Here is a 16217-nt window from a genome sequence, read left to right as displayed (position 1 = left end):
AAGTAGCTGCAGCCCGCACCTTACTGCGAATCTCATCCACCTGCTGCTGATACTGCATGTAACGGCGCACCGCGGCGCGCAAGGTGCCGGTGGTTTCGCTGGAGCGCACCATGGCGACATACAGTGCCGGAAACACGGTAGGCAGGCTCGCCATGGCGGTGGATAGCGGATTGCCCTGGCGCAGCTCGCGCAGCAGCACTTCATAGACGCCCCGGCTACGGTCGCGCCGGTCATTCCGCCCCAGCACGTCGATGGCATCGACCACCGTCTGCCCCGCGTCGAGCAGTGAATGCAGCTGCTGGTTGAAGATGGCGAGATTGAAATCGGCAGCCGTGGCCGGCCGCATCCAGCCGCCGCGCGTGGCGCGCAGCTCCAGCACGCGGCCGCCATTGCTGGCGATCATCTGGCGGGCCTCGGCCTCATTCCCGGCTTCGAGCACCAGCTCTTCCACCGTGAGTGCAGCCGTTAGCAGCTTGACGCGGTATTGCATTCCCTGCCCTAGTTCCAGCTCACGATGTCGGCATCTTCATTGCTGCCGCCCTGGGTGCCATTGGCGCCATAGGAGATGATGTCGTATTCGCGGCCATCGGCACCAGGTGCCCTGTAAACGTAAGCGTTATTCCATGGGTCGGCCGGGACGCCCTTTTTCAGGTAGGGACCGTGCCAGTTGCCCTCGTTGGCCGGCTGCACGAACAGCGCCACCAGCCCCTGCTCGGTGGTGGGATAGCGCCCGGTATCGATGCGGTACTGGTCCAGCCCTTTTTCGAAGGACTCGATCTGTGCCTTCGTCACCTGGGTCTTGGAACGGCCGATCTGGCCGAAATATTTGGGCGCCACGAAGGCGGCCAGCAGGCCGATGATAACGATCACCACCAGCAGTTCCAGCAGTGTGAAGCCACGTGCTCTGAATCGGTTCATTTTCCTGTCCTTCTAGTTCGAGGGTTTGTATACAAATTTCCAGTCGCTATACCGCTGGGCGCCGTTGAACGCCGCCAGCTCGTCCGGAAAGCCCGCCTGCTTGATCGGCTTGACCTGTGACAGCGACTGCACGCCGATCACCAGCCCGTTCGCATCCTTCACTTCGGCCCACGGCTGCTCCGTCATCGGATCCAGGTAAAGCTTGCGCAGCGGCCGCGTGGGCCGCACCAGGCGCTTGTCGTACAGCAGGTCTTCCAGCTTGGCGGGAAAGGCCTTGCCCGTGCCCGGCGAATTCTCGTAGTACTGCCTGATGGCGTTGAGATAGGCCATGCCGCGCCACAGCAGCTCGGCCTCCTTGTCGCGCCGCTCAGCCTGCACTGCGTTTTCCAGCGCGCGCACGCCGGCCAGTGCGGTGGCCGCCACCAGGAACATCACCACCACGTAGCTGAATCCTGCCTCGGCGCGCCGCATCACCAGTCCTTCAGCCAGGTGCCGTCACGGCCCTTGTTAGGCGCACCGCTGCGCACATCGGCCACCACACCCATACTTGGGTCTTCGGAAGGCACCACCACCCAGCTGTTCGAACTCTGGGTGAACGGATCGGCAGGCAGCTTGCGCAGGTACTTTTCCTTGACCAGCTCCTGCAGATTGTCCGGATAGCGGTTACGGTCCGCATAGAACTTGCCGATGGCGTCGCGCAGGATGTACAGGTCTTCCTTCAGCACATCCTCCTTGGCGCGGTCCAGGTTGCCGAAGTAGCGCGGTGCGGCTATCGCCGTGATCAGGCCGACGATCGCCAGCGCCACCAGCAGTTCGATCATCGTGAAGCCGCGCGCCTTACCATTCCGCATAGGGCACTCCGTTCAGGCCTTTCAGCGGCGAGCGCGAATAGACGTCGAACACATCATTACCTTCCACCGGCGCCTCCGGCGGCGAGTCGAACTTGCGTTTCTTCCAGCTATCGATGGCGCTCAGCGCGGGATCGGCGAAAGGATCGCGCGGGATACGGCGCAGGAAATACAGCTTCGGACCGCTTTGATTCTTCTCGTCCGTGATGCCGGCAGTGAGGTCGGTCAGCGTTTTCGGATAGCCCGAATCGGCGGACGTGGTTTTGATGCGCCCGGCATCGGCGGCCAGCTTGTAGGCGTCGATGCCATGCCGGATATCGCGCAGCGCCGTGCGCAGGGCCTGCTCCTTTTGGCGCCGCATGGTGGTCTCCAGCACCGGCACCGCGACCGTCGCCAGCACGCCCAGGATAGCCGCTGCCGCCAGCAGTTCGATCAGGCTGAAGCCGCCCAGGCGGCGCTGCGCACGGAACTTCATTCGGTAATCGTAATCTGGTGCATGGCCGGCAGGGCCGGCACGCCGACGACCTTGCGGCTGCCGATCGGCGTGGCAGCAATGACCCCCACGGTGGCCGGGTGCGGCGCCGCAGGCGGCTTCTTCGCCTTCAGCGTCAGCGTGAGCACCGCACCGGCGCCGCTGGCTTCGCTGCTCTCCCCGCTCTTCATGCCGACCGAAGCGCGGCCGCTGGCCGCATCGAAGGACTTGCTGAACGCGCCCTTGCCGTCCTTGTTGAAATAGGCGCCGTCATCCAGCGACAGCAGCTCGAACTCGGCCGGATTGGCGGCAATCTGCAGCGACGCCGCCCGCAGCGCTTCCGCGCTATCGAGCTGCAGTTCCAGCTTGATGGTCTCCCCGGCCTTGACGCTGTCAGGTCCGCGCCAGCTCAGCTTCGGTGCCCCCGGTGCGCTGGCCGGCGTGACCACCGGCGCAGTGCGCGGAGCCGCTGCCGTTGCGGGCGATCCCGCTGCGGCGGCAGTCTCGGGCTCGGCACTGCGCAGCTGCAGCGGCCGGTCGCGCAATACGGCTTCGGTACCGGACCAGAAGGCTTCGTCGGACGGGCCACTGCGCTGGATATTGCGGATCAGGTGCGGCGTGATCGACAGCACGATCTCGGTTTTCTGGCGGCTGTCGCTCTGGCTGCCGAACAGGCGGCCCAGGATGGGGAACTCGCCGAGCAAGGGCACGCGGTTGCCGGAACTGCGGTCCTCATCGCTGATCAGGCCCGCCAGCACCTGCGTTTCGCCATCCTTCAGGCGCAGTGCGGTGGTCACGTTGCGGGTGCCGATCTGGTAGGCCGAGGAACCGTTGTTCGTCTTCACGGACGACACCAGCGAGCTGACCTCCAGCCCCAGCTTGAGGCCGATCTCGTCGCGCAGGTGAATATCGGGCTCCACCTCAAGCTTGAGGCCCACGTCGAGATACTGGATGTTCTCGGTAACGAAGGTATTGGTGCTGGTCGTCGTCACCACCGGCACCTTGTCGCCGATCATGATCTTTGCCTTCTCTCGGTCGCGCACGCGAATACGCGGATTGGCCAGCAGGTTCGCGTCGCCATCGGTCTTCTGCAGGTTGATTGTGGCGCTCGGCACCGTAATGCCGATGCTGTCGGAATTCAGATTGCGCAGGTCGCTCAGCTTCATGGCCGAGCTATTGCTGCCGTTGACCGGGATCGACGTGGTGGAACCCAGCGGCGTCACGGTCAGCTGGCTATTCCACTGGATGCCCGCATTGAGCAGGCGCGAGCGGTTAATCTCCAGCACCTCCACTTCCAGCATCACCTCAGGTTCTTCCAGATCCTGCAGCTTCACCAGGCGCTCGGCCAGCGCAATGGTTTCCGGGCTCTCGCGCAGCACCATCAGGTTGTACTTGTCGTCGACGTAGATCTCCTTCAGCTTCAGCACCGTCTTCAGCATGCTGGCGGCCTGCTTGGCCTCCACATTGGACAGGTAGAAGGCGCGCACCACCAGGTCCTGGTATTCGCGCAGCTTGGCCGTCGTGCTCGGATAGATCAGCACGCTGCTGGCATTGAGCACCTTCTTCTCCAGCTGGCTGGTGGAGAGAATGACGTCGATCGCATCGTCCAGCGCGGTCTGCTTCAGCACCACCGTGGTGCGCTGCTCCGGCCGCACGTCCTTGTCGAAGATGAAGTTGATGCCGGTTGTGCGGGACAGCGCATCGAACACCAGCTTGATGCTGGCATCACGGAATTCCAGGTTGATCGGCTTGCGGTAGCTGGCACCCAGGCTGGGCGAAGTAACGGCCGGCGGCGCCAGCCTGGCGTTCAGCTCGCGCTGCACCACAATGGCTTCCGGATGCGCAGGCACGCGCTTCTGTGCCGTGGCCAGCAGCTGGCCGGCCTTGCCCAATGCGCCCTCTTTCAAGGCTGTCTTCGCGCCCGCCACTTCTTCATCGGCCCGGTCCCACTCCGCGAGCCGCTGCTGCCCGGCGAGGGCGCGGGAATTGCCCGGATCGTAGGCCAGCACGTCCTTATAGGCAGCGGCCGCCTTATCGCGCGTGCCGCTCGCCAGCGCGTCCGAGGCATCGGCCAGCAGCTTGTTGGTCGCATTCTCGCGCGCCCGCAGCCAGTCGCGGCGATAGGCCAGGTCGCCCGGCGACAGCTCGCTGGCCTTGGCCAGCTCACGCACCGCCACGGGATAGTTCTGCTTGCTCAAGGCATCGATGCCGGTACGGTGGTGCATCTGGGCGGCGCAACCGGCCAGCAGGAGTGCAGCACACAGGGCTGCCGCGCGGCATAGCAATCGGGAATACAGCATGAACTAATCCTGAACGGGAATGGGAAGGGTCTGGTGCACGCCCAGCGCGACCGACTCGAATTCAATCTGGCTGGGCGAGATGGCCGTCACCTTGTAACCGCCATCGAGCACCTCGCCGCTACGCGCCAGCACCATCTGGTCGCCCAGGCTCAGGTATACGACGGTGTTGCTGCCGTCACGCATCTGGCCAACAAACTTGTAAGGCAGCGGTGGTGGCGGCGCAGGCGGCGCCTCGGCCGCCATGGCAGCGGCCACGGCCGGTGGCGGCGCTACCGGCACCGGCGGCGGGGCCACCCAGCCGCGCGGCGCAAACGGATCACTGTCGGCAGCCAGCCACTGCGGCGGCGCTTCGGCCGCCGCCACCAGCACCTGCTTCGCCGCCACCGCCTTCGCCCCCGCCGGCCGCTCGGCGACGGCGACTACAGATTCTTCTTCGACTGGATAAAAGATGGCTGCCACGGTAGCAGCCAGCGCCGTGCCGAGCACGGTCCATCGCTGTACGGCCTGTTTATTCATTGCGCTCCCGCTCAAAGAACGCGGAGAAGGTCAGATCGCAGGCCAGCACCGGCGAACTGGTGTTCTCGCGGCTGCAGCGGATGCCGTCCAGCGCCACATGGGGCATTTCGGTGGCGAGCGCCGCAACGAAGCGCCGTATCGTCGGATAGTTGGATTTAACGGGGAACGTGAGACGGTAACGCTGATAAGGCTGGCCCGGTGGTGCATCCAGCGTATAGCTGATTTCGTCAGGCGGCAGCCCAATGTCGATAGCGGTCTGGTTGAACCGTTCCGCCAGCACGGCGCTGCTGAATGCCGGCAAGCTGCCGCGGGATGGTGCAGCAGCGGGCAGCAGCTTCGCTGGCGCCCGCCGCAGCTGGGCGAGCTGCCGTGTGCTCTCGTCCTGTAGCTCGCGGGCGGCAAGCCAGCTCGCGCCCGCCGCCAGCACGGCCAGCAACGCAGCTGCAGCCACGCCAGCTTCCACCCGGCGCCCTTCTATGGCCGCCAGCACTTTGAACCGTAAGCGAGAAAACACAATCAGCAGTCGTTCCCATAATCAACGGCGTTGATTATAAGGAACAAATGCCACATTGAAACTCACTAAATGTAACGATGGGTTCACTGTGCGTCGATACAACATTCATAGCACTACGCCGAAATTGAGGGCGCACAGTCAGTTGCGGCATCCATCTAATCTACGAGGACAGACCGAAACCCATAGGTCTGCCGCCTTATCGTCGATAGCCGGAGGTTAGGTTCTGTTTGTATTGACTAATCAAGCCTGGCGATTAAATAAACGCCGGAAGTGAACTCCCATGAATTGTCAATTGCGTCTTGATCTCGAAATGAACGAAATATAGCCTTGACGTCATGCCCGCCACCAACCGGCATTGGAACCGGACGACGATATTCTTCGCAATCGTCATCGAAAACCTGTTGATCACAAATTACATACAGCGACGGAGGTTCGTCTGCGCAGTTAAGGCCATTCCATACCTCTGGAGTCCAGAACATTAGTTCGTCAGTTACATCAACAGGCAAAAACACTACCACTTGACGAACTCCGTGTCCTGCAAGTGCCGTCTGCAAATGGAGGACTACCGCCAGCAAAATCTCCCGGACATATTGAACCAACTCGAGCCCGGCAAGCTGACGGCATTTGTCACCATCCAGTCGATTCAAATGGACGCTCTCGACGCCACGTTGACCATTGACGACTTGAAGAAGCCAGTCATAGACAGTCTCAAAGTTCTTCATTTTGGGAGCCTCCATCCATTGTTCTCCAACCATTTCTGGGTAGCCCGAGAAAGAGTTGACTCTCCGTGCTTCCAAGTACCGTCCTTGTTCAGCGCCGAACCGTCCTTGAAGTGAGCGTGCGTTTGTTCTCCCTTTACCTTGCCAACGTCGACACGCTCAACATCCTTCGGCGCCTTTCCTTGCTTGATTTCCTTGTTAAGCTGATTCGGGCTCTTGCCCTTGTCTTTCTTTTCTTCGTCGCCATTGTCGGGATCACCGGGAGAACCACTAGAGGCACTGTTTGTACCGCTGGATAGCGATTCCGAATCCTGCTGCGCTGCGCTTTCCTCGCCATCCTTCCGCATCGCTTCGATTTGCGCCGGAGTATAACGTGCCTTGGCACTATTCCTCCATGGAGCGTCAGCGTCGGATAGTTCCCCAGCACCCGGCCTCGTGTTCCAGTTGCCTGGCATGAGTGCCAGATCCAATACCACGCTCGCTCGGAGCGCAACCCGAGGGGCAGCTCGAGCGCCTGCCTGCAGCTCGCGCAGGAACCACTGGAAGGGGTCCCTGGCGCACCAGTCACAAGTCAAAACCGGCCGTTGGCCGACGATCGTGACGACCTGCATTGCGGTGAAACCTGACGGGTCTGTGTGATTTGTCGGGTTATTCCAGACGTAGCTGTAGCGATTGTAACTCTGGCTGCTGTAGGCATCTTGTACAAGCGTATCGGCACTCATGAAGCGCGCTACCAGCGGATCATAGATACGCCCGTTCATATGCACCAGGTCGAGCTGGTCCAGCATCTCATGGCCCGTGAAGCCTTTGTTATCTACCTCCCCGTCCGCCGATGTCGGCGTACTGGTGGTCAGGCTGCGGCGGGCGCCCCAGGCATCGTAGGCCAGCTTCTCGACAATGGTGCCGGTTTCGTCCGTAATCGCGGCAACGCTGCCCAGGCGGTCCAGATGCGTCCAGCGCAGCGAGGTGACGCCGTTGCGCTCGATCTCCACGCCCAGCCCCATCGGCCAGTAGGTTTTGATCGTCGTGGTGCCGCCCTGCACTTCCGTTTCCATGGCGCCGGCGTAATAGGTCGTCAGGCCGTCGCTGCGCACCTGGCGCACGCGCTGGCGGTCGGCGCCATACACGAAGTCGCTGTAACTGCTGCCTTTCGTTGCGCGCAGCGGCATGTTGAAGCTGGACCAGGTCCAGCTTGTGGCCCGTCCTGGCGCCGTCAACAAGTTGCCGTTGTCGTCGTAGCCGAAGCCCGCGCCCGCAACCGTCGATACCGCATGCGGCCGTATGCTGTTCGCCCCCGAAGCCGGATAGGTGTAGGTGCCAACGCTGGTCTTGCTGGTCAGGTTGCCGATCTCGTTGTAGGTAAACACCTGTTCGGACTGGCCGGCGATCCACGCCGTCTCCAGGCGGTTCAGCGCGTCGTAGGTAAACGTCTCGCCAAAGCCGCTGCGCTTCGTCGGCAGATTGGCCGGATCTTCCCAATATTGGGAACGGCTCGAGACGTTGCCCAGCACGTCATAAATGTATTGTTCCTCCAGCACCGCTGTGCCCTGGCGGTTCACCACGTCCTTGAACAGGTGGCCGGTATTCGCGTAGTACTCGCGTGTGATGCTCAGGCCATTGCCCAGGGTGGCGTTGAGAACGCGCGCCGATGCATCGGCCTCTGTTGCCTGCCAAAGCGGCAGCGCGCCACGCTCGATACGGGCAAGGTGGCCGTAGCCGTTATAGCGCCGGTCGAAGACCCGCTCCGCACCGTTGGCAGGCTGATGGCGTTCGCGGATCAGGCGGCCCCAGGCATCGTACTCCGTACGGCTGATGTAGCTGCCGTCGGGCTGATACACCGTCACCGTGTCCGGCCTCCCCTTGCTGTCATAACGGTGCTCGCGGCGGAAGTCCTTGACGCTGCCGGCCAGCGTAAATGACTCAACCAATTGTCCGCAGCTGTAGCTGGTCTTGCAGTCGGCCTGCGCGGCTGGCTTGTCGTACACCCAGCCGGCAGAATAGTCTTCGGATACCCGTGCCGTCATACGGCCCAGCTCGTCATAACTCATGCGCGTCGAATAGGTCTCCACCGGCCCTCTGGCACGCTGATTGGGACTGATCTGGCGCCACACCTGGCCCAGAGCATCCACGTCGTACCGGATCTTCCCCAGGTCCGGATCAAGCAGCTCAATCTTACGGCCCAGCTTGTCATAAGCCACCCTCACCACATTGCCCAACGGGTCTACGGTGCTGGTGAGGTTGTGGAAGGCATCATAGGTGAAGGTGGTCGACTGGTTTTTTGCATCGGCGACGGTCTTCATTCGCCCCCACGCGTCCCTTGTTTCCACCTTTTTCTGCTGCTTGGCATTTGTGAAGCTCACTTCCCGCCCGTTGTAGACGGTCAGGTTGTCCAGCATGCCTCCACCATCTTTCGTCTGCAACAGCGTTACACGATCCAGGTCGTCGTAGCTGAACTGGCGCTCCAGCTCAGCCTCTGCAGGAACTCCCGTCCCCAGTACATCACTTTCGCTGGCATAGGCAGGCTGCCAGGTGCGCCATACGCGCCCTTGCGCATCGTATTCGATGTCGGTTGCGGTTTTCCCGTTAAAGCCCCATGTGACACTCCTCACCACCTGGCCAGCTTTATTCGTGAACAGCAGCTTCGGAACTGCTACACGCTCAGCACCGCGCTTGAAGTCCTGGATCTGCACACCTGTCGCGTGTGGAGGGCAGTTGGCGTTGCAGCGTTTGTAATGAGTCCAGGTTTCAGTCCCGTCCCTTGCTGTGAAGTGGCGTTCACGGCCGAAGCCGTCAAACTCGGCTTGCGTAATCAGGCCGTTGGCGTCGGTTTTCTTCGTCAATGCGCCGTTCCGCGGATCGTATTCCAGAAGCTCCTTATGCGAACGCGCATTCTGCTGGCTAGCCGGGAAGCGGCCATTAGCGGTGTACTCCACGGTCGACACGGTACGCGTGCGGGCAGTCCCTTGCGGGTCTGTCCAGTCAAAGATTGTGCGTTTGACGAGGCCGAACACGCTGTCACGTTCGAAGGTTTTCTTGACGCGCAATTCCGTAACATTTGGTTCCACAGTCTCGGTCTTCAGCCGGCCTGCTTCATCGTAGGTGTAGGCCATCTGGCGCTCAATGCTGCTGCCTGCCATCGTGCGCGTTTCGGACTGCGTGCGCATTTCGCCGATGCGCCAGCTGATTTTCTCGGAGTCATAGCTGCGGGAGATTGCAGTTGTGCCGACCGCGGCGACCGGACTATCCAGGTCGCCACTGTCGTAGCTGCTGTTTGTCACCAGCGTCGGATTACCCCAGTCGTCATAGGTGCTGGAAGTGGTGGTACGTTCGAGGAAGGCACCGTTGAGATCCCTGCGGAGACGCTTCTCGGTACCGATATAAGGGAACTGCGTTGCCGTTCCATTGTCCTGGGCGATACTCCGCACGGCCGCGCTGACCCGGCTATCCAGCAATACGGTACCGTCCCGGTCCAGGCTACGTGCATAGCGCGTCATGCCGGCATAGGGGAATGCCTGGTTGTACCAGGTGGTTGTCGCAATCTGCGACTGCACGTCCCGCTCTTCAATCTGTGCGAAGCCCAGGCTGGCGCGGCGCGACGGATCGTAGCGATGGCCGTGATAGGTGTACTCAGTGTCCAGCCAGCCACTACTGCCATTGCTGCGGTGGATGGCGCGCACCAGCTGGTGGCCGGGATGCATCAGTTTTCCCAGCTGAGGCTCGGTAGTCCCGGGGTAGGCCTGCACCGAGGGAGAATAGACCTCCGTCGAGTTAAGCTTCGCATACTCGGCCGTCTCGACCAAACCGGCACCATTCGTCACGCGTACTAGCCGATCCAGTGCCTCACCAGGCTTGGCCAGGTCGGCTGCACCGTAGATTTGCCACTTGCTGCCTTGGGTATAGTTCACGATGTCCGGCTTGCCATCGCCGTCAAAGTCGCCCAGGAACATTGAGCGGTTGCGAGCATACAGCTGATCGACTGCGGTGCCGATCATTACCATCTGACCGCTGATGCCATAGAACGTGGGACCGGACCAGGGTTCACAGCTATTGGTATCGCCAGAGTGACCGAGATGGCACAGCAGGTAGTTGCTGACGGTGTCAGCAGTCCAGGTGTCTGTCGCAGGACGCAGCACATCGGGCTGACCATCCCCATCGAAGTCGGCCACCGTCATTACAAGGTGATCCAGCCCTGTTGTAGTACCTGAGGATGGCAAGGCACCGCAATCAGCCTCGCCATTGCCTTTCGACAGGCATATACGCCCCTGGTAAGCAATCGGGCTGCCGCTGTTGTTCAACGTGGCCCTGCCATAGACCAGGTCTGTATAGCCGTCCGCATTGAAGTCCGCGGTAATGGTACCGGTCGAAGGCGGTGCCAGGGCGGCGGTGCGATTGTCCGGACTCGGATCCCATTCGCCGCGGAACTGATATGCGCCGGGCTCGGTGGAGCTGCCCACAACGATGTAAGTACGGTTTGGATCGTCGGCATTTACATCGCATTCCCAGCGCGTGCCACTCGTTTCGGAGAGTACACGCCTGCAATGGCCTAAGTCGACACGGTCGGTGCGCCCATCTCCATCCATGTCGGCAAAGGCGCTGCCGGAAGTATGGCTGCCGTTGGCTTCGTCCCCAAAGCCCATGTTGAAGGATGTGCCGGTAACCTTGACGCAGTCGAAGCCTAATCCATTGGCCAGACATTTGTAGGTCTGTTCAGCGAAGTTGGCCGAACGGCCGGTGCGCAGCACCAGGTCATCCTTCCCGTCCCCATTGAGGTCTCGCACCATTCGCATTGGAGCCGGGGCTTCGATATATGTGCCCCAATACTCGTCCTTCAGGCCGGCCACGGGGGCGCAATTGAAGGTGCCTGCATTGAACAGCTTCCCCCAGCACATGCGCCAGTTCGACGCCATATAACCTGCGGTCCAGTCGGCAACCAGCACATCGAGGCGGCCATCTCCATCGAAGTCGCCGGTTTCCATCACGGCCAGATTGCCGCCAATGCTTGCGAACGGGACTTTCACGGTCCAGCCCGTGCCATCGGCATTCGATTCATATAAGCGCTGCTGGCTGGCGTTGGCGCCGACGCGATACCGCTCCAGGATGTCGTCCTTGCCGTCACCGTTAAAATCGCCAACGGCAATCTCGTCCAATGGTGCCTTCGCGTAACCTGATCCGCTGCCATTATTGCCGAGGGCCACCAGGTCCGGCCCTACCCGCTCGCCCCCCAAGCTGACAAAACCCGGCATGGCCAATGAGCGGGTGCCATAGTCGAACACGGTCTCCGGCAGGCAAACCGATCCATCGCAGGCCTGAACAGACCTGAGCAGACTACGGCCACTGGTAGGACTACGTGCATAGTCCAAGGTGTAGCGCTGTGCGAGCACGCCGCCACTGCCGTTGGCATCGATACCTGTATAGCTGCTGATATCCTTTATCCGCGTCATCTCGAAACTTGGCGCACCGGCGACATACTGTCTGCGCGCATCTGGCCGCGTCTCGTAAGCAAGGCGCACCGAGGCATAGTGTCCCTGCCCGTTTGCCGAATTTCCTCCCCAGCGAATCTCCGCAAGCTTGTTCTCGCCAGTCGTGGCGTCTTCGCTATATAGATAACTGATGTAATTCTGGCTGCGGTCGTTCATACGACTCACACGCCAGCGATAAGCTTGACCATCGGTGCGTCCTAGCGCATTGACATAGCTGTCGGCAGTATCACCGTAATAGGCAATGCGGCCATCGCGGGTTTCGACCGTATAGCTGCGCTGGCTTCCGTTCATCACCGTACGGACGCGAGTAAAGCTCTCGAGCTCTGTACGGTATTCTGCTGTCGGCGACCAGTAGGCCGCGTTGGTGCTGTCTCCGTTGACGAGCACCAGGCGCTGTCCGTCCAGACACAAGCGATCTACCGGCTGCATCGTATAGGTTTGATTTGGATCCAGGTTGCTCACACCAACCGGAACATCAAATCGAACGGCATCAGCCGAACCATCGTTTGCGCCAGTGCGGCCGCAGCGGTCGATGCTGGAGACACCTCCGATTTTCCAGCCCAGGCCGGCCATTCCAGCAAGATCGGCGCTATCGTAAGTCAGCGCCAGTGCCGGCGCCATGCCTGCTGTTCCTGGCGGAAGCTGGAGCGGCACCGTGTATCCAGCAGTACCATTCGGCGTTGCAATGAGCTTGCCCAGCATGGTGCCACCGTCGAGGTTCCCCTCCTGAGGCATGTCAACGACGATAGGCATTGGCGTCGGGCTGCTGCCCACGCTACCCGCTGTTACGGTGACACCGGGCGATTCAGCCAGCAGAGTCCCGTTGCCATTATATGAACGCGCCACCAGAATGTAGCTCCCCGCCACGGCGGGGGTCCAGCTGCGCTGCCAGCTGCTACCACTTACCGCGGCATCGCCCAACAGGATTGCATTTGCGAAGACCTTAACTGACTGCACCACGGCAGGCACTGTGGCCGTAATGAGAACTGGACTTCCGACGCCAAGGTTCGCGCCAGCCGAAGGGCTGCTGATTACCGGCTGCACTTCGGACTGACTGACCACTCTGAACTGCGTCGGCATGCTGAACAGCGTCATATTCCCCTTGCGGACTCGGGCATACACGGTGTAGGGTGCACTGCGTGCCGGGAGCCCGCTTTTTGAGGCGCTGAACGCACCCGGACTGTCTGCCACAGCCGGCACCCATTCGCCATCAACGCTGAAACCTGTTTCATCGTATGTTGAGTCGAAGTTGGTGAGCTGCATCCTGAGGAACACTGGACTGGGCGCGAGCGTCTGGTCGCCATTTTGCGGTGTTGACATGGCGACTCGCAGTGTGCCTGGCATGGTGCAGCGGCTATCGTCGCAAGGCAGGCTGACAGACTGGCTCAGGTCAGCCGTTTCAGCCCAGACGTAAAGCGTGCGGCCAGCGTACTGTGCAAGGAAACTTCCAAGCTCTGCTTTGAAATGGTGCCCCACGCCCGGCGTGCCGCACTCTGTTGCCACGCTTACCTGATCTGGCTCCGTCGAAATATTAGCCGTCAGGTTTTCGACCAATACGGCACCGTTGGCATCGGTACTTGGCCCCCCTACGAGCACCTTGTACTTCAAGCCGGCCGGGTTTCCTGCTTGGCAAACCCAGCCGAATATCTCCGGCTGGCCACTGGCATTGGTCCGAATGCCAGAAATCACACCCTTCAGGGCGCTATTGGTCACATTCAGGATCAAAGGCGCCGAGTCGCTTACGGCGCCGCCCGCGTCCGTCGCACGTAACTTGAAGCGGTACACGCCAGCGCCCAAATCCAGGTAGGTGTTCAGGTTCAACGTACTGGTCGCACCGCTCAGCGTCGCCACCTGGACATACGCATTCCCCGCGTCACGCATCAGTTCGATCTTACTCAGCACACCGCCGCTGCGTACGCCCTGGCCGCTGAATGCAATTCGAGCCGTCGCCGCACCGGCAACGCGTACGTTGCGTGGGGTCGCAGCCAGTGTAGCCGTAGGCCCGGCACCGGTCGAAACAGTCACGGGCACGTTCGGACTCTTGTCTCCGAACCATCCGACCATTTCGCGCAACATTTGCCATTGAAAATTGTGGACACCGGTGGTGGCTGGCGCAGTCACCTCGAAGGTGAATACACCGACCTGTCCCGTGGCCACGCTGGATGTGAGAAATGCACGCCCATTGAAAGTGCTATTGTCTTGTGGGTTTTGGGCGCCCAGGCGGAAACGCTGTCCTTCGCTCCACGTTTCGCTCCCCGTATTACGCATCCGCACCGTCACCGTATACGGCCGTTGCGCCACCATCGCCATGGGCACATCCTGCGACACGAAGGCGGCCGACATCGCGGCCGAAACGGCAAACACGGTTACCGTGGTCGGAGGGCTAAAACCCGTGCCGCCAAGCGTATCGGTGGCGCGCAGTTGCAAGGTGTGGGTGCCGATCGGTAGCATTGTGCTGCTACTGAAGCTCGTTACTCCGCCACGCGTCTCAACGACACTTCCATTGACGATAAGTGCGACCGTTGACAACGCTGTGCCGGCAGCGGCGCTGGCGGTACCGTTGATCTGCACCGTGGCGCTCCCGCTACTGGTCCCTATGAAGCTGTTTGCAGCGGGTAGCGCCATGGCGACTTGCGGCGGCGGCGTCGCAACCTGAACCAGATGATTGCTCACTTGGCCGAACCATTCAACACCGCTTTCAAACACAGACCAGCGCAGGGGATAGCTGCCTGGTGACGCCGGTGCTACAACGCTGAAGGTGAAGGTATGCGTGGCGCCGGGCGGCACTGCTACCGCGACCGTAGGTGTCTGCGTCCCGGGCCAAGCCGTTTGATCGGCCGCATACGGCAGCCCAAGGTAGGTGCTGCCGGGCGTCCAGGTGGTCGACCCGGTGTTCTTAAATGTCAACGAAATCTGGTTGGTGGTGCCAGCCACCATGGACGCGGGAATATTGGACGAGACCAGAATGGCAGAGCGCCCGCTCACATTGACCGGATTAGTCGGCCCTAAGGCGCCAAACCATGCGACGTTGTGCTTGTAAAGGCGCCAACGCATGCTGTAACTGCCAGCATTCGCGGGCGCCGTGACATTGGCTGTGAGGGTGACCGTGCCGTTGACCGGCACATTGCTGGCTAAGGCACCTCCCGTGGGCTGCCAATTATCCAGCTCGAAGGGCACACTCATGCTGAATTGGCCGGCCGTCCAGGTACTTGCACCGGTGTTTTTCCAGGTGACCGAAATCGGGTAAGACTTGCCCGGTGCCATTGAGGCAGGGATGGTCGCGCTCACCAATTGAGAGTTAAGGTTCTCAACGGCGACCGGCGTTGCAGGTGTCTCGTCTCCGAACCAACAGCAACCGCTGAGGAACATCTTCCACCGCAGTGGCTGCGCACCAGCCTTGATCGGAGTTACCGTGGTGGTGAAGGTATAGCTCTGGCCAGGCGCCACCGGATAGTCAACAGTCGGCGTATAAGATGTCCACGCTGCCTGGTCCGATATGTAAAGGATCGCAGCCGCAAATCCTTCGCCTGGGTTCCAAGTCGCGAACCCTGTATTCTTGTAGGTAAACGACACTGCATAGCTGTTACCCAAAACCATAGCGGTAGGAATCGAAGACGAAATATACTTCGCCCCGTACGTGCCGGTTCCCACTAAAACGGGGATATCCGTGACGTCCCCGAACCAGGCCTGGCCGATCTTATATACCGACCAACGAAACCGGTACGTACCTGCCTCGCTTGGGGCAGTCACCACGATGTTCACTGTGACTTCCTGACCTGGCGCCACAGTTTTACCCAAGAACACGCTGGCATTCGTCCACAGTGCAGCGTCTTCTGCGTACAGTTTGCCAAGTGCAAAGCCACTGCCCGTCCAGGTCTCGGTTCCCACGTTCTGGAAGGTCAGGGAAACCGTGTACTGCGTCCCTGCCACCATCGTCGCGGGCACTGTGGAGCGCACGAACCGGGCGGCGAGCGCCGGCGCTGGCCCGGGATCGCCGCCCGGTTCGTCTGGATCCTGGATGGCCAGGGCGCTGATGACGCCACGCTGCTGCGGCTCAGCGTCATTGGAGACGGTGCGCAGCGGTGGTGTATCGGTGGTGAGATTGGTTCCTTCCGCAAGTAGCGGCGGCGCCTTTATCCGTCTGTTTTGGCGTGCTTGAGTACTTCGCTGAGCGGCTTCGTCCTGTACCTTCGGCGTACGGATGGCGTTGTCTCGGCCTTGAATCAGCTGCAGCCCAGCCCAACGCGATTCAGCTCCCATTGTCGCCTCGGTCAACGGCGGCGGGACAATCACCTGCTTACCCGGCTGTGCGCCAGCGGCTCCGGGCAATGTAACAAGCAGGAACAACAAGCCCAAGAACCAAGTTCGGATGTGTTTTGAAGTCACCGTGTCCCCGCCGTGCACGCATTAATAAAAGCGGAGGATGCCATTGAACACAGGCAACAACTCT

10 protein-coding genes are annotated in these 16217 nt (G+C 61.0%); all 10 read right to left on the bottom strand.

The genetic code is table 11. From position 1 onward, the window contains the following. Positions 1–490: type II secretion system F family protein (locus tag ACJRPG_RS19735; RefSeq protein WP_408001816.1), on the bottom strand; the 490-nt coding region annotated here is incomplete at its 3' end. An 8-nt stretch (positions 491–498) separates the two neighbouring features. After that, positions 499–918 (bottom strand): type II secretion system major pseudopilin GspG, encoded by a 420-nt coding sequence (gene gspG / locus ACJRPG_RS19730; RefSeq protein WP_408001815.1) that lies wholly within the window; start codon positions 916–918, stop codon positions 499–501. Positions 919–930: 12 nt separating this feature from the next. Further along, positions 931–1389, bottom strand: a complete 459-nt coding sequence (locus ACJRPG_RS19725; RefSeq protein WP_408001814.1) for a type II secretion system protein — start codon at positions 1387–1389, stop codon at positions 931–933. Next, positions 1389–1769 (bottom strand): type II secretion system protein, encoded by a 381-nt coding sequence (locus tag ACJRPG_RS19720; protein WP_408001813.1) that lies wholly within the window; start codon positions 1767–1769, stop codon positions 1389–1391. The genes ACJRPG_RS19725 and ACJRPG_RS19720 overlap by 1 nt, the downstream gene beginning before the upstream one ends. Then, complete coding sequence (locus ACJRPG_RS19715; RefSeq protein WP_408001812.1) at positions 1756–2241, bottom strand: type IV pilin protein; 486 nt, start codon at positions 2239–2241, stop codon at positions 1756–1758. The genes ACJRPG_RS19720 and ACJRPG_RS19715 overlap by 14 nt, the downstream gene beginning before the upstream one ends. Continuing rightward, on the bottom strand, positions 2238–4538 hold the full coding sequence (locus ACJRPG_RS19710) for a secretin GspD/PilQ domain-containing protein (protein WP_408001811.1): 2301 nt from the start codon (positions 4536–4538) through the stop codon (positions 2238–2240). Before ACJRPG_RS19710 ends, ACJRPG_RS19715 begins: the two co-directional genes overlap by 4 nt. Before the next feature lie 3 nt (positions 4539–4541). Continuing rightward, complete coding sequence (locus ACJRPG_RS19705) at positions 4542–5054, bottom strand: hypothetical protein (protein WP_408001810.1); 513 nt, start codon at positions 5052–5054, stop codon at positions 4542–4544. Beyond that, on the bottom strand, positions 5047–5505 hold the full coding sequence (locus ACJRPG_RS19700) for a hypothetical protein (RefSeq protein WP_408001809.1): 459 nt from the start codon (positions 5503–5505) through the stop codon (positions 5047–5049). Before ACJRPG_RS19700 ends, ACJRPG_RS19705 begins: the two co-directional genes overlap by 8 nt. Positions 5506–5804: 299 nt before the next feature. Then, complete coding sequence (locus tag ACJRPG_RS19695; protein ID WP_408001808.1) at positions 5805–6290, bottom strand: hypothetical protein; 486 nt, start codon at positions 6288–6290, stop codon at positions 5805–5807. Then, entirely contained in the window at positions 6287–16123 is a 9837-nt protein-coding gene (locus ACJRPG_RS19690) for an NBR1-Ig-like domain-containing protein (protein WP_408001807.1), read from the bottom strand. The genes ACJRPG_RS19695 and ACJRPG_RS19690 overlap by 4 nt, the downstream gene beginning before the upstream one ends. Positions 16124–16217 lie beyond the last annotated feature (94 nt).

The sequence above is a fragment of the Pseudoduganella rhizocola genome (assembly GCF_045984285.3).
Lineage (GTDB): Bacteria > Pseudomonadota > Gammaproteobacteria > Burkholderiales > Burkholderiaceae_D > Rugamonas.
This window is presented reverse-complemented; position numbering and strand designations above follow the sequence as displayed.